Genomic DNA, 19722 nt, shown 5'->3' with positions numbered 1-19722 from the left:
CGTTAGCTATCTTTGGCGGGGAATGAATAGATTCAGTTTATATTGGATTTTGCAGATATTGGGTTGGGGCTTTTTTGCCTTCGTCAATATTTTCTTTGCAGAGCTCTCTAAAGGGATAACACCGGTCCAAATCTGGGCTTTCGTTGTTTTGGCAGCCTTCTATTTGGTATCTACCCATTTTTTAAGATACATCTTAAAATCCTATGAATGGTTTAAGCTGGCCATCCCTCAATTATTACTGCAAGCACTACTCGCCCTTTTGGCACTTAGTTTAATCAATACCATAGCCCAGGTATTTATTAACCTTGCTTTTGGAACTCTAAACCCCGAAGAGGATTTTAAAATATTGGTTATATCAGCCAACCTATTTTTGAGTTTTCTCTTTTATGCCATTTGGTTTCTCTCGTATTTCTTATTCCACTTTCTGGATAATTACAACACCTCTTTGAAATATGAAGCGAAGATCAATGAAATTCGACTGAATCATTTAAAGAGCCAATTAAACCCTCATTTCATATTCAATGCATTGAATAGTGTGAGAGCTTTGGTCGACGAGGACCCGGTGAAAGCTAAATCTGCAATTACCCGAATATCCAATATTCTGAGATTTTCTTTGATGATGGATAAAAAGCAGGTTATCGAATTTGCTGATGAATTGAACACGGTCAAAGATTATCTGGCACTGGAAACAATCCGCTTTGAGGAAAGGCTTGAGGTAACTTATATCATCGAAGACGAAGCCTACAGCTACAAAATCCCACCTATGATGCTCCAAACCATCGTAGAAAATGCTATTAAGCATGGGATTTCTAATTTGGTCAAAGGAGGAGTTATTGAGATCAAATGCAGGGAAGGTATCGATGATGAGTTGTATATTCAGGTGAAAAATAGTGGAAGACTTATCACCCCACCCACACTTAAGGCCAAAGGAGAAGGAGGACATGGTTTGAGCAATACCATGCAAAGACTGAAACTGATTTATGGAGATAAAAGCAGTTTACGTATCTTTAACTCTGGGACTCAGTTTGTAATCACCGAAATCAAAATCCCAAAACAAAGAATTAACTTAGAATAACAAATCCATATATCATGCGAGCAATTGTAATAGACGATGAAAGACTGGCTCGAAAGGAGCTTATCACCCTTTTAAATCAATTGGAAAGTGTAGAAGTAGTAGGAGAAGCCGTCAATGTAGATGATGCCAAAGAAAAAATCGAGCAGTTAAGCCCTGATGTTATTTTCTTGGATATCCAAATGCCTGAAAAAACCGGTTTTGAATTGCTGGAAGAATTAGACCAGGTTCCGCATGTGATCTTTACAACTGCTTATGATGAATATGCACTTAAAGCATTTCAGGTAAACGCACTCGATTATTTATTGAAACCTATCGAACCAAAAAGACTGGAAGAAGCTATCAATAAATTGTCTTTGAAAATCGATGGTTCATCCAAAAAAGAAGAATACGATTACTCTCAAAACCAGAAGAAATTAACGCTGGACGATCAGGTATTTGTAAAAGACGGAGACAGATGTTGGTTTGTAAGGCTTTCAAATGTTCGTTTATTCGAATCAGATGGTAATTACATCAAGGTTTATTTTGACAACTTCAAACCAATGATTCACAAATCCCTTAATGCCTTGGATGAGCGATTGGACGAGAAATCATTCTTCAGAGCTAGCAGAAAACATATCATCAATTTAGGCTGGGTAGAAGGCATAGAACCTTGGTTCAATGGAGGTTTGGTTGTGACCCTTAAAGGGGGCGACAGAATAGAAGTCAGCAGAAGACAAGCGGCTAGATTTAAGGAAATGATGAGCCTTTAAATCCCTCTAAAAAATTTCATGGTCAAAAAAAAGCATTTGATTTCCCAAATTAAATTATGTAATTAGTGTAGAATATAGTTTGATACCCCATCAAATGACCTATCACTAACTTAATCGAATGCCTACAAGCTACTTATGAAAGAAGAGCGGATTTTAATAGTAGAGGACGAACTAAGTATCGCAGAAAACATTCAGGAAATTCTTGAACTTCTGGGATACGTCAATATTGATATTGCCAACTCGGCCAATCAGTGTATCAAAGTAATTAAGAAGTATCGTCCTGATCTGATATTCATGGATATCAAATTGAAAGGAGATAAGGATGGAATCGAGCTAGGAGAAATCGTCAAGCAAATGGTGGATGCTCCTTTGGTTTATGTGACTTCTTACAGTGATCCTACGATTATTGAGCGGGCAAAAAGAATCAACCCGGCAGGTTTTATAGTGAAACCATTCAATACGAATGATATTCATGCCATTGTAGAGATCGTCCTTTACAATAAAAGAACAAAGCCAGCTACTGAAGCTGCGGTAGTAAAAAACCCGAACGACAGTCCATACTTAGTTACTGATGCGGTATTTATCAAAGCAGACAATGCTTTTGAAAGAGTGCCTTACAATGATATCTATTATGTGGAGGCCAATGGAAACATGGTCACCATCTATACCAAAAACAGGGATTTCAGCATTAGAAAATCCATGAAAGAAATAGAGGATATACTTCCTTCTCAATATTTCTTAAGAGTTCAAAAATCATTCATAGTACATTTGGGGCAGATTGAATATTTCAATACCAAAGAAATCACACTGAAACAAGGTGGTATCGTACAGGTTGGTAGACAGTATTATAACAGCTTCTTGGCAAAATTGAATACAATTACTGAAAGTTGATAAAACAAAAAAGGCGGGCAAAACCCACCTTATTTGATAACCAAACAATCAACCAAATTAACCCTTACGAGTAATAATCTTTAAGATTCTACAGGCCTGAATTCCAATTCTTCTAATTGGTTTTCAGGCTTTAATGTTTCTGTGGAGATGTGGTAAACATCCACCTTTTGTCCGATAGTTTTCGTTGGCTTAGTATTTTCAAATCGGGCAGTATGCTCTTGTGCGTAGGAACTTGCTTCTAGTTTTGCTTTCCAAACAATGGTGAAAGCCATTAGTAAGCCAAGTACAGCACAAATGTTTTTCTGAGATAAGTATGTTGCTATCATGGCAGTAATAAGTTGGTTTAATTTCGATGTTAGCTATATGCCAAAAAGCGACCCAAATTTCTAAATATCTGATTTTCAATTATTTAAATCATATAGCGCTAAATGATATGTACACAATCGTACACCTATCTGCCAGTTGCGAACAAAAAAACGTACAAATCAAAATTTGGAAAGGTTGCAGGAAAAATGATATTTATTTTGAGGCTATTCCTTAACGGTCAAAAAAATGCCTCTATAAAGAGGCATTTTTCAGATAAAGAAATTGGGTAATAGATTAAAGTAATTCGTTTGCTAGATTCGCCAATTCAGATCGCTCTCCTTTTTCCAGCTTGATGTGTGCGTAGAGAGGATGGTCTTTTACCCGGTCAATCAGATAAGAAAGGCCGTTTGATTGCGAGTCCAGATAAGGCGTGTCAATCTGGAACACATCTCCTGTAAATACAATCTTGGTATTTTCACCAGCTCTAGAGATAATGGTTTTGATCTCATGTGGAGTAAGGTTCTGCGCCTCATCCACGATAAAGAAAATGTTTGACAAGGATCTTCCTCTGATATAGGCCAAAGGCTGAATCACCAACTTCTCCTGATTCACTAATTCTGTGATTTTCTGAAATTCCTTATCGGTTTCTTTGTATTGGTTTTGTATGAATTTCAAGTTATCCCAGAGCGGCTCCATGTATGGATTCAATTTGGACTTGATATCACCAGGAAGGTAACCGATATCCTTATTGCTCAATGGCACAATTGGACGCGCAAGGAAAATCTGTTTATAATCCCGTCTTTGCTCCAATGCTCCTGCCAATGCCAAAAGTGTTTTACCTGTTCCCGCCACTCCTTGGATTGAGACCAAACGAATTCTAGGATTGGTTATAGCATCTAAAGCGAAAGTCTGTTCTGCATTTTTCGGCTTTATGTTATAGGCCAGCTTTTTATCCACTCGCTCCAGGATATTTTCCTCTGGGTTGAAATAGGCCAAAACTGAATTCTTGTCGCTTTTTAGGATGTAATAAGCGTTTGCTTTTCTCTTTCTCGTGCCTAAGACAGCTTTAGCTTCGATATAACCAACCTCATAAAGCTTGTTGATCGCTTCCGGATCTACATCCTCTAAGACATATTTCCCAGTATTCTCAAGCTCGGTAATGTTTTTGATTTTACCGGTTTCATAATCCTCGGCTAACAGTTCAAGGGATTTTGCTTTCAGTCGGAGATTGATATCCTTGCTCACAAGAATGACCTTACGATTCTTTTCGTGCTGTTTCAGATAAAGTGCAGCATTTAGAATCTTATGGTCATTTTTCTCTTCACCAAAAATCTCATTCGCGTTGATCTGATTTTCAGGATTCATCAGGACTCGAAAGTTTCCTTTCGTTTTCCCATTGAGAGGAGTCCAGTTATGAATCATCTGATCCTTCGACAGTTTATCCAGTAGCCGAATAAACTCTCGCGCCTCAAAATTCTTGGTGTCATTGCCCTTTTTGAACTGATCCAGTTCCTCCAGTACGGTGATCGGAATGACCACATCGTGTTCGGCAAAATTCATGATGGAGTTGTGTGCATATAGGATTACTGAAGTATCCAGCACAAAGATTTTCCGATCTTTATCGGCTCTTGCTCTTGGCATGCGTGCGGTAGGTTCTAATGGTACTGAGTTAGGATAATTTAGAAAAATATTGGCTGTATTGTTCTCATTTTACCAAGAAATTATGGTTAAATATTTACCCAACACATCTATTTATTTGACTATCAAGTCAATAAAAAAAGGATAGAATTCAAAATCCTATCCTTTTTAACATTTGCCGGTGTTTTTTACGACAGTAATGCCGCAATATCATCCTGATCCAAGCTCTTCATGAAGCTTTCTTCTGTGCTGATCAGTTCTCCAGCGAGGGCCAGCTTTCTGTTTTGAAGAGCCATGATTTTCTCTTCCACTGAATTCCTCGAAATAAACTTATAGATAATGACCTTATTTTCCTGGCCGATTCGGTGAGCTCGGTCAATAGCCTGGGCTTCAACTGCTGGATTCCACCAAGGATCTAGCAAGAATACATATTCTGCTTTAGTCAAGTTGAGACCAACACCACCAGCTTTTAAGGAAATGAGAAATACTTTGATATCGTCATTTTCCTGGAATGCCTCCACTTGCCCTTGTCTGTCTTTCGTGGATCCATCTAAATAGGAAAAAGGTATATTTTCCTTTTCAAGGTAATTTTTCACTATCGCCAAGTGCCTCACAAACTGGCTAAATACCAAAACTTTATGTCCTTCAGAAATGGTAGATTGGAGCATGTAAGTAATATCCTCCAGTTTGCCTGATTCTCCTGTATAGTCATCTCGGACCATCTTTGGATGATTGGCAATTTGTCTTAATTGGGTCAAGCCACGAAGCAAAGTAAATTGCTGAGTATTTCTTCCAGTTGCTTTGATGTCCGAGATAATTTTTTCCCTGTAGTAGCTCTTTACTTCCTCGTAAACTTTCTCCTGCTCAGTTGTCATCGCAGAATATTTCACGTTCGTGATTTTTTCAGGAAGATCTGTTGCCACTTGGGATTTCAATCTTCGCAAAATAAATGGCTTAATCATCGAATGCAGTTTCAATGCTTTATTCCGATCATTTTGCTTTTCTATCGGAAGCAAAAACTGCTTCTTAAAAGAGTTTTGTGTCCCTAATAAACCCGGATTGACAAAGTTCATCTGAGACCAAAGATCCATGGTTCCATTCTCTACTGGCGTACCGGTCAAAATCAATCGTTGCTTGCTTTTCAATTGATTGACAGCTGCAGCTATATTACTTCCTGGATTTTTGATCGCTTGGGATTCATCCAAAATGACATAATTGAAGAAAAATCCTTTCAGCAAATCAATATCCAGACGGATGATTCCATAGGAAGTCAAAACCAAATCATAATCGCTGAACCTATATGGATCCTTTACTCGCTGAGTCCCCGTATAAACCAAGATTTTTAGATCCGGAGTGAACTTACGAGCTTCTAATTCCCAGTTGTAAATCAATGAAGTTGGCATCACTAAAAGAGAAGTCTGACCTTCATTTACTTCTGCCTCATAAGCTAGCAATGCTAAAGTTTGGACAGTTTTACCCAAACCCATGTCATCAGCAAGACAGCCACCAAACTTAAATTCATTTAGGAATCTCAGCCAATTGTATCCTGCATGCTGATAAGGTCTTAGAATTCCTGCAAATTTTGAAGGCACATCGTACTCTTCGATGGTTTCAAAATCCCTCAATTGTTCCAACTTCCTGCTGAGTGTAAGTTGAACCAGATTGCCAGATTCCAATGTCTTCGCCAATGCCAAGTGATGTTTTCTCATCATCAATTGACCGGTGCTGCCTTTGTCTTCTAAGAAAGAGAATAGCTCTGAATAATTGACAAACCAGGAAGCAGGAATAACTGCATACTCTCCATTTGGCAATTCAAATTCAGTTTTACCCTGAACCAGTAATTTTCGGAGTTTCGCAAAAGGAACCAGGTAGATCCCAAACTTGATTTGCGCATTTACATCAAACCAATCAATATTTTCATTGACCTCGATTGAGATTTGTGCTCTTCCGATATGATAAATCTTGCCCTGAGGGCTTTCCTTCTGCTCAAATTTAAATCCTTCGATTTCCAGGCGATCCAAATGCTCACTGATCCAATCAAAGGCATTGGTTTTACCCATCCCTCTCTTACCATGGTCAAAATCCAATCCTCTCTCCTCAAGATATTTTAGGATCGCTTTTTCCTTTTCTTTGCTTCGGATTACCTTATGGAAAATGTAATGTTCTCCATTTTCTTCCAATCTCACGGAGTTATTGATTGACTCAGCCGAATCAAAAACATAGTCCCCGTATTTGTATTTCAAAGAGAAAACAACTTGGTCTTCGGCAGTCTTTTCCACTTCTTCGCCAAAGAGATTCTTTCCGGAATTCCCTGGAAGATCAGCGATACAAAGTATGGGTTCAGGATTTCCTCTTTCTACTTTGATGTCAAATCCTTCGGCATAAACATCAAAAACTGAAAGCAGCTGTGTAATAAATTTCCGATAATATTCACGCTCAAAGCGCTTATCAATCACAATGAATTTCTTATTCAAGAAAGGTTTCAGCTTATTCCCATCTATTCCCTTTTCAAAACTGAAAAGCATTTGGTTGACAACAAGCCAAGCAGGGTTATGGCAAACCAAGTATCCATGTTTGTATTGCCATTCAAGTTTGGTCCCTTTGTATTTGATGGTTGGAAAATAATGCGTGTTTTCCTCATTTTTCCTGAAGTGAAACAACACAGTAGCTTTCTGATCAGTCACCTCAATTTCTTTCCAAATTGGATTACCATCATTTCCCATTTCAAAAAATCTCTTTCCTTTCAGCAGTGGGAAAATCTTGGAACGTGTTATTTCAAGATTTTCTTCAATCAGCTTTTGAATGGACTCGTTTCCCCCCTTTTCATCATAGATTTTTCTCAGAAACTCCTTTGGCTTGAGGTTTCTTTTGTTGTATTTCTTCACGACAACTTCCTGCTGCATGCTGTCCATCAGTTTGATCAATTCAAAGTCAGCTTTATCTAATTTGGAAGAAAATTCGTGTGCGTTTACAGAACTGATATTTTGATGGGCCAAAGACAATCTGCCCTGTTCATCTAATTGGATAACAAAAGAATCAAGTAATAAGCCTAGATATTCGTGACTAAAAAGTGAATAAATAATCTCAAAAGGCTTGTCTGGGTCAACTATCATAACTGGGATTTTCGGAAAACAGCTAGGTCAATTATTGATTAACGAATTCAATAAAAGAGACCAAAAATGACTTCCACTTCACATTTTGTGGAGCATGCAGCTTGAAAATTACATAAAATTTGCACAGAATGGAGGGAGATAGGCGGTTTTTTGAAAAAATTGATGAAAAAAATAAAAAAGCTTCATCTTTTAAAATATTAGATGAAGCCTTCTTTATTATTCGTTTTCGATAGAAGATTTTATTTCTTCTGATTCTGCAGGCTCTTCCTCCTCAATTTTATGCTCTGGGAAAAACCGACCTTGGAAGATCAAAATAATTGCAACACCAATAAAAATAGATGCATCTGCAACATTGAAAATCGGCCAAAGTGCAGTGTAATCTCCTCCCCAAACTGGCACCCAATCAGGAATGTATCCTTCCCAGATATCGAAGTAAAACATATCTACTACTTGACCATGAAACCATGGAGAAGGTGCGTTGTAAGGTGCATTATTTAACCAAACACCGTAGAAGATAGAATCAACCAAATTCCCGATCGCTCCACCTAAAATCATGGCAATACAAACGATGAAAACAGGATGGTTTTTCTTCTCAATAATATGATATAAATAATAGCCAATCCCTGCCATCGCTACCAATCGGAAAGAAGTAAGGATTAATTTTCCGTATTCCGAACCGATCTCCATCCCAAAAGCCATTCCTGGATTCGTGGTATAATGAAGTTTAAACCAGTCACCAAAAATCGGAATCTGACCTGGAGACCCGAAATCCATCTGAAAGTGAACAAGCATTTTCACTACTTGATCTATCACGATCACCAGCAATGCAATGCCAAAATATTTAACGTATTTATTCATGCTATTTTAAGACCTCAGGCCTTTTCCACTTTTACACTGATTTCAAAATCATCCATATCCAAGATCGTTCCATCCGCCAAATTAGCAACCGAATTCAAATTGATTGCTTGGGTTTCCGATTGGATGTAATCCCCAAAGTTCTTGACAGAGGTATTGACAAGTTCATTCCCAGCATCAAATGAAATATTGATTTTGTCTTGAACTTCAAGCCCCATGTCTTTTCTCAGATTTTGGATTCTATTTACAAGATCTCTTGCGACACCTTCTTGCTTCAACTCCTCTGAAATCGTTACATCCAAAGCAACTGTTACTCCAAGGTCTGAAGCAACTGACCAGCCCGGAATGTCCTGAGAAGAAATCAAAACTTCCTCAAGAAGCAACTCGATAGTTTCTCCTTCCACTGCCACATTTATTTTACCCTCCCGCTCGATTTCTGCAATCTCTTTTTGGCTCCAATTATTGATAGCTCCAACCACAAATCTCATTTTAGGACCTAATTTTTTACCCAAAACAGGGAGATTAGGTTTTACATTTTTTACCAAGATGCCTGAAGCATCATCGATAAATTCAATGTCCTTAATATTGACTTCGGATTTGATCAATTCTGCCAAATGCTCGATTTGAGCTTTTGTCTTCTCCTTTAGGATCGGGATCAAGATTCTCTGAAGCGGCTGACGAACTTTTACTTTCTCTTTCTTTCTCAATGAATGGACTAAAGAAGAAATCGTCTGAGCAAGCTCCATGCTTTCTTCCAAATCAGTATTGATCAAATCTTTTTGAGCTTTTGTCCAGTCTGTCAAATGAACCGAAGCTTTTGCATCAGTCCCAGAGGCTGTAAGGTTTTGATACAACCAATCAGCATAGAAAGGAGCAAATGAAGACATCAGTTGGGTAAGAGCCAACAAAGATTCATACAAAGTCTCATAAGCAGCTTGCTTATCCTCGTTCATATCTCCTCTCCAGAATCTCTTTCTGGCCAATCTCACATACCAATTGGATAGCTGATCCACAGTAAAACTCATGATAGCACGAGTAGCCTTGGTAGCATCGTAATTATCCATCGCTTCTTCCACTTCTGTGATGAGAGATTGAAGCTTGGATACGATCCATTGATCTAGTTCTGCTCTTTTATTTACCGGAATTGCTTTTGTCTTATCATAGACAAACTCATCCAGATTTGCATACAGCGCAAAGAAATTATACGTGTTCTGAAGTGTTCCAAAGAATCTTCTCTGAACTTCAGTTACACCATCTAAATTGAATTTTAGGTTATCCCAAGGATTCGCATTGCTGAGCATGTACCAACGAACCGCATCTGGTCCATACTCTTTCAATGTTTTGAATGGGTCAATAGCATTACCCAATCGCTTGGACATTTTATTTCCATTCTTATCTAGAACCAGACCGTTTGCGATTACATTTTTGAACGCAACGCTATCAAATAGCATCCCGGCAATCGCATGTAAAGTGAAAAACCATCCACGAGTTTGATCCACTCCCTCAGCAATGTAATCTGCTGGATAGTTTGCCTTGAATATTTCTTCATTTTCAAATGGATAATGCCATTGCGCATAAGGCATGGCTCCTGAATCAAACCAAACATCAATCAAATCTGATTCGCGGACCATCTTCTCACCTTTGGAAGAAACCAATATCACATCATCAACATAAGGACGGTGCAAATCAATTTCTTTTCCTTCGTAAGGAGACTTTTCCATAAAGCCTTTAGCGATGGATTCGGCAATAGCAGCTTCGAGTTCTGCAATAGAACCAATGCATCGCTCTTCTGTGCCATCTTCAGTTCTCCAGATTGGTAGAGGAGTCCCCCAGAATCTAGATCGACTCAGGTTCCAATCCACCAAATTCTCCAGCCAATTACCAAAACGTCCAGTTCCTGTTGCCTCTGGCTTCCAGTTGATCGTTTTGTTCAATTCAACCAATCGGTCTTTGTAAGCTGTGGTTTTGATAAACCAGCTATCCATTGGGTAGTATAATACAGGCTTGTCAGTTCTCCAGCAATGTGGATAACTGTGCTCGTATTTCTCTACTTTGAAAGCTTTATTTTCATTCTTTAAAATGATGGAAATGATGACATCGGTATTTTTAAAATCCGAAGCATTTTCATCATCCTCAGTATAGTTCTTGACAAAGAAATCGTCAGCTCCATAAGTTTTATGGGCAGTGATTCCATGTTCTGCTATTTTCTCAACTAAATATTCTCCTACTAGGCTGATGAACTTTCCTTGCTTATCCACAATAGGAAGGTCATTACCTCGATCATCTTTTACGAAGATGCCAGGTACGTCATTTTGAACCAAAGTTCTAAAGTCATCAGCACCAAATGCCTTTGCCAAGTGAACGATTCCAGTACCATCTTCCGTAGTAACATAATCCCCAGAAACTACCGTAAAAGCTGGATTTGGTAATGTAAGTCCAGGAATCGGGAACAATTGCTCGTATTCCCATCCAAGCATTTCTTTGCCTTTGAACTCACCAACCACTTCAAATGGGATCAGTTTATCACCCGCTTTGTAATCCTCAAGTTTTAGCTCAGCAGCTTTTGGATTGAGATAGGCATTCATTCTGGCTTTTGCCAAAATCACAGTGCAAGGCTCATGGGTGTAAGGATTAAAAGTTTTCACTTTTACATAATCCAGATTTTCCCCAATAGCCAAAGCAGAGTTAGAAGGAAGGGTCCAAGGAGTTGTTGTCCAAGCTAATATGTAGGTGTTTTCTTCCCCTTTCAGCTTAAACTGAGCTGTGATGGAAGTATCTTTTACATCCTTGTAAGTACCTGGCTGATTCAATTCATGAGAACTCAAGCCAGTACCAGCAGCTGGAGAATAAGGCTGGATAGTATATCCTTTATAAAGCAAACCTTTCTCATAAAGCTTCTTCAAAAGGCTCCAAAGTGACTCGATGTATTTTGGATCAAAGGTGATGTATGGATCATCCAAATCCACCCAGTAGCCGATTTTTTCTGTCAAATCATCCCATTCATTTTTGAATCGCATGACAGTTTCACGGCACTTTTTATTGTACTCTTCAACAGAAATCTTCTTGCCGATATCCTCTTTGGTGATACCCAACTCTTTCTCTACCTGTAATTCTACAGGCAAACCATGGGTATCCCAACCACCTTTTCTCTTAACCTGATATCCCTGAAGAGTTTTGTACCTACAAAAAATATCTTTCAGAGTTCTCGCCATGACATGGTGAATGCCAGGAGTTCCATTGGCCGAAGGAGGTCCTTCAAAAAAGGTGAACGTTTCTGCACCTTCTCTATTAGCGATGGATTTTTCGAATATTTGATTGTCCTTCCAGTATTGAAGTACATCTTCCCCTATACTTGGGTAATCAACTTGTTTGAACTCTTTATATGTTTTCACAATATCCTTTCTTGTAAGCAAGTAGGTGATTTGATACAATTTTTAATTTTCAGCAGTCGAAATCACTTATTCTTCAGACTTCCAGTTGAAACATCTGTCACTAAAGTAAAATTCATACTCCTCAAAAGCAGGCACAAAGATAGGAGAAATCCCCCTTTTTGGGAGGAAAGGTTTGAAAAATTGGCTTTCATGAATTTCACTGGTTATTTGAAGGCCTACAAACTCAGAAATTAGATACTTTTTCAATCTGAAAAAGCATCTCTCAACAGGAAGATTTAGGTATCATTTTAGAGAATTTACACTAGGGGTCGCGGATTCCCAATCTCACTTAGTATTTTTCGGAATCAATTATTAAGATTTTAAAATGAATATCAAAAATTCCATTCTTTTTAGTGCGTTTGCAATTTTTGCAGCTTGTAATTCCCCTCAGAACTCAACTGTAGAGGAGGAAGCTCCAAAACTTTCAGGAAATCCTATTGCTGAGGGTTGGTATGCTGATCCGGAAGGGATTGTATTTGGAGATGAATATTGGATATACCCGACATATTCTGCGGGATATACTGACCAGTTGCACTTTGATGCTTTTTCATCTAAAGACCTTGTGACTTGGGAAAAACATTCCAACATCCTGGATACTGCTGCAATCAAATGGGCCAGACAAGCCATGTGGGCACCAGCTGCCATCGAAAAAGACGGGAAATATTATTTATTCTTTGGCGCAAATGATGTGCAAAGACCTAGCAGAAATGGATGGGATCCGAATAATGACATCAACCATTACGGTGGTATTGGTGTAGCAGTCGCAGATTCTCCAGCTGGTCCTTTTGAGGATTATCTTGGCAAACCACTAATAGACACCTTTTACAATGATGCCCAACCGATTGATCAGTTTGTTTTCAAAGACACTGATGGAACTCACTACATGCTTTACGGTGGTTGGAGCCATTGTAACATAGGTAAGTTAAATGCAGATTTTACTGGTTTTGAACCTTGGGAAGATGGAGAACTTTTCCATGAAATCACTCCTGAAGGTTATGTAGAAGGCCCTTTTGTGTTTATCAGAAACGGAAAATATTATTTTATGTGGTCAGAAGGTGGCTGGACGAACGACAGCTATAAAGTGGCCTATGCAATGTCTGATAACATCAATGGCCCTTGGGAAAGAATCGGTACGATTCTGGAATCCGACACCACTATTGCCACAGGGGCTGGTCATAATTCTGCTTTCCAAAAACCTGGAAGCGATGATTGGTATATGGTATATCACCGTCGACCAATTCCAAATGAAGGAAGAGATCATCGTGTGATGTGTATTGATGTGATGGAATTTAATGAAGATGGGACAATTAAGCCTATCAAAATGACATTTGAAGGGGTGGCAGCAAACCCGATTTCTGAGTAAGCACTAGATTTAAAAAATTTTGAAATGAAAAGAACCGGAGATTTGTCCGGTTTTTTTTATTTTTTTTGGTAAGATTGATTTAGGGATAGCCTTTTTATTTCTTGTTTTCGACAAAGTACATTAAGATTTCTCCTTTGTTTTTTGCAGAAATCTTCCCTCTGCTTTCAAAGACAAAATCATCTTTACAGGCTAAATATGTTGAGTGAGAAACATTGACTTTGCCTGCAATGGAACCAGATTGAATTCGATCGGCCGTATTCACTGTATCTCCCCAGATATCAAAGGAGAATTTCTTTAAACCTACCACACCGGCAACTACTGGCCCAGTATTAATTCCAACTCGAATTTTAAAATACTCTTTAAGTTCTGCTGGCTTTTCTCTTCCATATTCTTCTATAAAATCCCTCATTTCGATACCAGCCCGAATCACATCTGATGCAGATCCAGTTTCCCCTGTCACACCACAGGCACTCATGTAGGCATCTCCGATGGTTTTGATTTTTTCCAGACCGTATTTTGTTGTGATCATGTCAAAATTCCTAAAACAGAAATCCAACTCGGCCACTAATTCCTCAGAAGAAATCTGGGATGAAAACTTTGTGAAATTCACAAAATCAGTAAACATGACAGTTGCGTCTGTCTGCAGTTTGGCTTTGGCAAAGCCATTTTTCTTCAATTCGTCTGCTGTGTCTTTCGGTAAAATATTCAACAAGAGATCTTCCGAACGCTTCTTTTCCTCAAACAATTCGAGGTTTTTGGCTCTAAGATCTTTGGTTCGCTCAGCCACTCGCTGCTCCAATTCATGATTATAGGCTTCCAGCTCCTTGTTCGCTTTCTCCAAACTCGCATACAGACTGCTATTTGAAAGACCGGCTTCCAAAAATCCAGAGATAGAAATCAAGGTATCCAAATCCCCTTCATCTAGCGGAGGGTAAAATGGCCAAGCCTCTTTTTCGCGTCCGGTCACCATCCAAGCGATGATTTTATTACGCATCCGGATTGGAACAGCAATAAAAAATGGTAGGATTAAAGTTTCTCGAAGCTGCTCTATAAGACTGTTGCTTCTCGTGTTTTTGTTAGCAAGAAAAGGCCTCATTACTGGGCTTTCCTCGATCAAAAAATCCAACTGTCTGTTATGAATCAAGTCCACTTCTTCTCGCTCGTACCCCATATGGAATTTGGGGCTAAAGCCTTTTGAATGCCCACTCAATTCCCAAAGAACCACCGTTTTGTCCATTTTTAAGGTGGTATTAATCAGTTCTAGGGTATTTGTGAAAAAATTGTCTTCATAAATCTGATGGCCAAAGGCATCATGAAGTGCCGAAAGAATCGTAAACCCATTTTCTTTCTGAATGAGCTTTCTCTTCAGGAGCGAAATCTGAGAGTCACTTCGGATATTTTGTCCAGCAACTTCATCGGAAAGCTGTCGATAGTAATCAACTTGCCTTTGCAATTCTGCCAATAAAATGTCTTTCGATTCTTCGCTCATTGGATTCAAACCATTTCTTCACTGAAAAGGCAAAATAAACCTGTCCAATCTAATACTTGCAACTCATTTTTTATCACTGCAAGTTCGCCCGCTTCATAGATCCCAAGTAATGGAAATTCCCCATTTATTGCTTCTTGTACGTGTCGGACATCTTCATCTGTGTGATTGGAGTAAGCTGCTGCGCGACCAGAACAATTGATGTACATCCCAAAAATAATTTTTCTGTTTTCGGATTTGATTTTTTCAATCAGTTTTCTGGTCCTTTTATAAACATACTCCATCTCAAAACTTCTCCGCATCAATTGAACCTCGGTTCCTTCCTCAATATCAATTTCCGCCATAAATAAGCCTTTCGACTCAGGATCCACCCCCACACACATTCGGTTGATATAATTACCGGGATTATAAGATTCCCATTTGTCTCCCATATTTTTTCCCATGGTGACAAAAAACTTCAGCTCTTGAGGGTTAGCCAAAAGATCATCTCCCAAAATACTTCCAACTACATCCAATGCTGGCTTATGATCCAGTTCCAAAATACTCGCTCCTTTGGTGGATGTTACCTTGTGATAGGCACTTGCCGGTTGACAGCCATGCATAATTTGGGTATCAATCCGGATATTCCCACTAAATATCAAAGCCATCGCCGCATTTTGGCTCATTTCCTTTCCACACCACTGCCGCGTTGGTTTAAATTTCATGTCACCCAACATTCGGGCTCCGATTATATTAGGCCATTGGTCAAAACTTTCATTCATTCCTTGAATAAAAGGTGTCCCATAATTCATCCTAAAACGGCCTTCCAGTCGGTTTACTGCATCAAAAAGCAATAAAATCTGAGGATCCTTCGCGTAATTTTTTGCAGCAATTTTTTCTCCAAGAGCCTTTCCGGTTTCATATTCATGAAATCCGATTCCCTCCTCGATCAGTAGATCAAACTTAATTTCTGAGTTGCCCAAAAGACCTACCACAGTTTGATATCCATCATAGCCCAATTCCTCATTGGTACAGGTTCCATTGGCAAAGCCTCCGAAATATTGAGTATTAGGTCCCAGACATGATTTCACCCCTTCAAAAAAATCAACAGGATCATGACGGGATGTGCAAAACAAAAAACAAAGCTGAACCTCTCCATGAGTAAGTTCAGCTTTGGCTAATGCTTCCTTTGAAGCCTGAATCCCGGCCTTCCGAGAGTCAGAGGACTCTGAAAACCCTACTCCAAATGAAGTACCGGCTACCATTTTATTCTTCTATAACTACTTCTGTGGTCACTCGAAGTGGCAGCTCAATAGTATTCTTGATTGGAGATTTTTTATCCAATGTCTCTTTTGACTTCAACAGCTGCTCCATGCTCGCTCCATTTTTACCTTTCAAAGTCACTTTGTAATGTAAATCCAAAGGTCCATTAGGTTTGGATCTATCCATTCCCAATACTCCGTGTACATCAAAATTCACGAAAACCTCTACGTTGATTTTTTCTAATTCGGTACCAAAAAGAGCTGCATTGGTAGCAATTCCAGCTGTAAGACATCCGCAGAGAGCTGAGGCAAGGTATTCCACTGGATTTGGATGCTCATCAGTGCCTCCTAAAACAGCGGGTTCGTCCACCATTAAATTAAACTTACTTGCTTCGCTTCTGATGTTGTTCCCGTTTGAAAAAAGCTCAGATACTGTTACTGCAGCCTTTGTGCCTCCTTTCCATTCGGATTGGGCTTTAAACTGAACTAGTGCTACTTTAGGATCATTTTTGATTGCTCCAGTTAGTGCTTCGATGTTGTCGAGATTCACTCCATTTTTAATGTTTGGCATTTTTTGAAAAAAGTTATTAGTGATAAAAAGAATAAATGAAATATACCAAAAATAGGAGCTAGACCAAACTAACTCTTATATTTAATCAACTGATTTTCTATTGCTTAGTTTTTATACTTAAAATTTTTTATTCCACATGTCACAAAAAAAACTTCAAAAAATCCAACCAGATGCTGAACTGCATGGAATCCTTCAAAATATTACCGATCCAGAAAAAGAAGAGTTTGTAGAACTAATTTATTCACTGCTGAAACAAGCCAGTACAACAGAACACTTATTGGCAATGCAATACTTGTTTACAAGTTTCAGCCTTAAAAAATATCCTGAAGAATTTTCAGATTATACCTCCGAATATTACATAGAGGAAGGACAGGTATGGACGGGTGATCCCTCTTTAATAAAGAAAAGGACTTTGACGGATGATGAAAAAAAAATAAATGTAATCCGGGAGGCTCAGGTAGAAAAAATCAGAAGATGGGAAGCTAATATGTTGATGGTTTCCCGAGAGGAAATGACTCACCTCTGCTATGACATGAATCTTTTGGCCATTTTAGGCAAGGATCCATACATGTATCGCCCTAATTTCCCGGTACCGGCTACCTCCTTTCCTTTGGGCAAGCCCGTAAACTTGATGCCTTTCAGCCCCATAGCCTTGGAGATTTTCCGGTATTGGGAAAAGCCCGATCATTTACCTGTACGTGACCCACTTGAGGCTGAAGGAATTCCAGAGGATTTGAAGGATCTGTTTACAGTTCCTCATAAAGATCCTGACCAATTCAATCATCCTGAAACCCATCAGGAAGCAATTGATTTCCTTAAAAAGTTCTTGACCAATTCACTCAGCCAAGATGTAATGGACAAAATCCATGATCCATTAACCAATGGCACCTACTTCGATAGCATCGAACAGCTTTATACATTCATTCGAGCATTTCTTCTAATAGGCCTGAAATATAAAATCATTGAAGGTCAAAATATGGAACGGATTGTAGATGAGCATTATGGCTTCAATATCACATTGAATCCCTTGGTTATCGGCCAATTTGAAGAGTATGTGGAAGAAGCAATTGAGCAAATTATAGAAGAAGGAGAAGGCGTTTGGGGCATCCCACCAGCTTTGGGAAGCCATTTTTGGGTATTCCAGTCGGTGATTGATGAATTGAAAGAAGAATCAAAATCAAATCAGTTATCATTTGAACCAGCGCTTCCTGTTGTTTGGAACCCAACATGCTCGACTTTAAAAGACCGACATTTAATCAATAATCTTCCAAACATGCCGGAGAATGCTACCTATCAGGTGACAAATACTGTAGCAATCAAGGCCATGAAGCTTTTTGACGAAGCTTATACAACAATGATCAAAATGCTGAGTGGATTTTTCGGACATTATGAAATTGATCAAACCACAGGAATTAGACCTCCACAAGTAAACGCCTATTTCCAAACAGCTTTTTATCCTTTTATGACTAACATTATCCGCCCGCTAGGAGAAATGATTTGCAGATTACCAGCGGATGAAAGCTTTGTACCAGAGGGAGGAAAAGTACCAGATCGATGTGCAGGACCAGACTTTTTGTTTGATATCGTCCAAACTGACCCAGCTGAGAGAGAAAAAGTTATAAAACCATTTGATAACTGTCAAGATTATATGGCAGCATTCAAAAGTATGCAGGAACAAGCCAAAACTCTCAAAACCGAATGTGAAAACAGAGGATATCATATGGCTTTCTATCTACAGCCAGATGCTCGGGATTTCCCCATTGCTTTTCAATACCTAGAGGAGAATTTTTATCGAATCGGTTTAAACTTCGAGGCTTATTGGTGTGGAAAAATGGTTGCTCCAATTTCTTCTAAAGGCTTTCAAAACTATTCTACCAATTTTAATTAATACTTTTTATGGCAACGTTAAGCATTTCCTTCGACGGGTATTTCCAATGTCGATTAGCTACTGATCCCGATCCATCCAATGAACAACGAGGAATATCAGGTTTCACTTACTCGGTTGCAGGTGAAACATTACTGGATCCTTCCATCTGGTCTCAGGCCAAGGATATCAAAGAGAAATATGACATGAAAGCTCCTGAATATCAGGACCCACTTCGTTCTAATCCACAGTTTGATATCAAAAATATCAGAGAGGCATCTCCAGATTATGTCAATTACAATACCCGAGGAATCGGTATTCTGGTAAATAAAGTAGAAATCGACGGAGAACTTGCACCTGAACTTGACCAAAAAATGAAAGGCGCTCTCTGCCGATTTGCAAATAGACCAGAATCGAATGGTCCATTCAAAGGGCCGATTTTTGAAGGCCGTAATCAAATCACCTCAGATGGGGATCCAGATAGGTTTACCGTAAATCCCTTTGTATTTACTGTTTCCACTCCCGATGATTCCAAAACAATATTGAGTCGGTTTGATCCATTGGATTTTGAACACCCAGAAAGGCAGCTTTACAAGGTTTTTCCAAATGAAATAGTAGACCGAAGGCTTCCCTATCAACGATTTGCTCTTTCGGATGAAGGTTTAGCTCAAATAGGCTGGTCTTCGGACACTTTGAGTACTTACTTCGAAAACCGCATGAATTGGCTGAAGGGAAAAATAGTCGAGGCTGAAGCAGTTGACAAAAAAGGGTTGGCAGAAGCTTATCGATCTCGCTTGTATGCAGTAAATTTCTTCACGCAGGCTACTGGGCCTACTGTTTTGGCTAATAGATTATTGAGTAGAATCCCGCTTAGACAACTCTATTCACATACCATCCGTGGCAATTCGAGTATGAATCCAGTGCCGGTTGCTGATCAGGAGTTTTTTGGACCCTATCAAATCGATACTGAAAAAGAATGGAAAATTCTCTATTATCTAGGTCAATACGATGGAGATCTAATGGCAGGTTGGTGCAGCGGCACTTTAGATATCCCATTGAAATAAACATGGGGAAAATTGAGATCAAAGAGTTCAATTTTGGCAAGTAACACTAATTAAAACTTCCTTTTGATCAGGTAT

General features: G+C 39.0%; 14 protein-coding genes. 6 read left to right on the top strand and 8 right to left on the bottom strand.

The genetic code is table 11. The features are described 5' to 3' along the window. Positions 1-22: 22 nt before the first annotated feature. The 3 genes from J0A69_RS04525 (at position 23) to J0A69_RS04515 (ending at position 2715) form a co-directional block, all read left to right on the top strand. Positions 23-1075: a sensor histidine kinase gene (locus J0A69_RS04525; protein WP_206585307.1), complete on the top strand. Its 1053-nt coding sequence runs from the start codon at positions 23-25 to the stop codon at positions 1073-1075. A gap of 14 nt (positions 1076-1089) precedes the next feature. Continuing rightward, positions 1090-1824, top strand: coding sequence for a LytR/AlgR family response regulator transcription factor (locus J0A69_RS04520; protein WP_206585306.1), 735 nt, complete (start codon positions 1090-1092; stop codon positions 1822-1824). A 135-nt stretch (positions 1825-1959) separates the two neighbouring features. After that, positions 1960-2715, top strand: coding sequence for a LytR/AlgR family response regulator transcription factor (locus J0A69_RS04515; RefSeq protein WP_206585305.1), 756 nt, complete (start codon positions 1960-1962; stop codon positions 2713-2715). An 80-nt stretch (positions 2716-2795) separates the two neighbouring features. Here J0A69_RS04515 and J0A69_RS04510 read toward each other — a convergent pair whose 3' ends face one another. The 5 genes from J0A69_RS04510 to ileS form a co-directional block, all read right to left on the bottom strand. After that, on the bottom strand, positions 2796-3041 hold the full coding sequence (locus J0A69_RS04510; protein WP_206585304.1) for a hypothetical protein: 246 nt from the start codon (positions 3039-3041) through the stop codon (positions 2796-2798). Between the two features lie 274 nt (positions 3042-3315). Beyond that, a complete protein-coding gene (locus J0A69_RS04505; RefSeq protein ID WP_206585303.1) occupies positions 3316-4662 on the bottom strand; it encodes a PhoH family protein in 1347 nt (448 codons plus the stop codon). Positions 4663-4847: 185 nt separating this feature from the next. Beyond that, positions 4848-7772 (bottom strand): DEAD/DEAH box helicase, encoded by a 2925-nt coding sequence (locus tag J0A69_RS04500; protein WP_206585302.1) that lies wholly within the window; start codon positions 7770-7772, stop codon positions 4848-4850. 216 nt (positions 7773-7988) lie between these two features. After that, positions 7989-8630, bottom strand: a complete 642-nt coding sequence (locus J0A69_RS04495; protein ID WP_206585301.1) for a lipoprotein signal peptidase — start codon at positions 8628-8630, stop codon at positions 7989-7991. Between the two features lie 14 nt (positions 8631-8644). After that, positions 8645-12019, bottom strand: a complete 3375-nt coding sequence (gene ileS / locus J0A69_RS04490) for an isoleucine--tRNA ligase (RefSeq protein WP_206585802.1) — start codon at positions 12017-12019, stop codon at positions 8645-8647. Between the two features lie 364 nt (positions 12020-12383). Between ileS and J0A69_RS04485 the strand changes: the two genes are divergently transcribed. Then, positions 12384-13421 carry a glycoside hydrolase family 43 protein gene (locus tag J0A69_RS04485; protein WP_206585300.1) on the top strand — a complete coding sequence of 346 codons (1038 nt, stop codon included), beginning with the start codon at positions 12384-12386 and terminating at the stop codon, positions 13419-13421. A 94-nt stretch (positions 13422-13515) separates the two neighbouring features. Here J0A69_RS04485 and J0A69_RS04480 read toward each other — a convergent pair whose 3' ends face one another. The 3 genes from J0A69_RS04480 to J0A69_RS04470 are packed head-to-tail and all read right to left on the bottom strand — an operon-like array spanning position 13516 to position 16719. Continuing rightward, the gene (locus J0A69_RS04480) at positions 13516-14910 is read right to left on the bottom strand and encodes an adenylate/guanylate cyclase domain-containing protein (RefSeq protein WP_206585299.1); all 1395 of its coding nucleotides are present in this window, start codon (positions 14908-14910) and stop codon (positions 13516-13518) included. 5 nt (positions 14911-14915) lie between these two features. After that, positions 14916-16151 carry an FIST signal transduction protein gene (locus J0A69_RS04475; RefSeq protein ID WP_206585298.1) on the bottom strand — a complete coding sequence of 412 codons (1236 nt, stop codon included), beginning with the start codon at positions 16149-16151 and terminating at the stop codon, positions 14916-14918. Position 16152: 1 nt separating this feature from the next. After that, positions 16153-16719: an OsmC family protein gene (locus tag J0A69_RS04470; RefSeq protein WP_206585297.1), complete on the bottom strand. Its 567-nt coding sequence runs from the start codon at positions 16717-16719 to the stop codon at positions 16153-16155. A gap of 136 nt (positions 16720-16855) precedes the next feature. Here J0A69_RS04470 and J0A69_RS04465 point away from each other — a divergent pair, with 136 nt between their 5' ends. Together J0A69_RS04465 and J0A69_RS04460 are read left to right on the top strand one after the other, a co-directional pair. Next, on the top strand, positions 16856-18607 hold the full coding sequence (locus J0A69_RS04465) for a ferritin-like domain-containing protein (RefSeq protein WP_206585296.1): 1752 nt from the start codon (positions 16856-16858) through the stop codon (positions 18605-18607). A gap of 8 nt (positions 18608-18615) precedes the next feature. Further along, entirely contained in the window at positions 18616-19647 is a 1032-nt protein-coding gene (locus J0A69_RS04460) for a hypothetical protein (RefSeq protein ID WP_206585295.1), read from the top strand. Positions 19648-19722: the final 75 nt, after the last annotated feature.

The sequence above is a fragment of the Algoriphagus pacificus genome, assembly GCF_017254845.1.
GTDB classification, from domain to species: Bacteria; Bacteroidota; Bacteroidia; order Cytophagales; family Cyclobacteriaceae; genus Algoriphagus; species Algoriphagus pacificus.
The sequence above is the reverse complement of the archived record's forward strand: the minus strand, read 5'-3'. Positions and strand labels throughout refer to the sequence as shown.

Bases quoted from the DNA above. Each gene is read 5' to 3' on its own strand.
- J0A69_RS04525 (WP_206585307.1), top strand. From the start codon at position 23: ATGAATAGATTCAGTTTATATTGGATTTTGCAGATATTGGGTTGGGGC.
- J0A69_RS04520 (WP_206585306.1), top strand. From the start codon at position 1,090: ATGCGAGCAATTGTAATAGACGATGAAAGACTGGCTCGAAAGGAGCTT.
- J0A69_RS04515 (WP_206585305.1), top strand. From the start codon at position 1,960: ATGAAAGAAGAGCGGATTTTAATAGTAGAGGACGAACTAAGTATCGCA.
- J0A69_RS04510 (WP_206585304.1), bottom strand. From the start codon at position 3,041: ATGATAGCAACATACTTATCTCAGAAAAACATTTGTGCTGTACTTGGC.
- J0A69_RS04505 (WP_206585303.1), bottom strand. From the start codon at position 4,662: ATGCCAAGAGCAAGAGCCGATAAAGATCGGAAAATCTTTGTGCTGGAT.
- J0A69_RS04500 (WP_206585302.1), bottom strand. From the start codon at position 7,772: ATGATAGTTGACCCAGACAAGCCTTTTGAGATTATTTATTCACTTTTT.
- J0A69_RS04495 (WP_206585301.1), bottom strand. From the start codon at position 8,630: ATGAATAAATACGTTAAATATTTTGGCATTGCATTGCTGGTGATCGTG.
- J0A69_RS04485 (WP_206585300.1), top strand. From the start codon at position 12,384: ATGAATATCAAAAATTCCATTCTTTTTAGTGCGTTTGCAATTTTTGCA.
- J0A69_RS04480 (WP_206585299.1), bottom strand. From the start codon at position 14,910: ATGAGCGAAGAATCGAAAGACATTTTATTGGCAGAATTGCAAAGGCAA.
- J0A69_RS04475 (WP_206585298.1), bottom strand. From the start codon at position 16,151: ATGGTAGCCGGTACTTCATTTGGAGTAGGGTTTTCAGAGTCCTCTGAC.
- J0A69_RS04470 (WP_206585297.1), bottom strand. From the start codon at position 16,719: ATGCCAAACATTAAAAATGGAGTGAATCTCGACAACATCGAAGCACTA.
- J0A69_RS04465 (WP_206585296.1), top strand. From the start codon at position 16,856: ATGTCACAAAAAAAACTTCAAAAAATCCAACCAGATGCTGAACTGCAT.
- J0A69_RS04460 (WP_206585295.1), top strand. From the start codon at position 18,616: ATGGCAACGTTAAGCATTTCCTTCGACGGGTATTTCCAATGTCGATTA.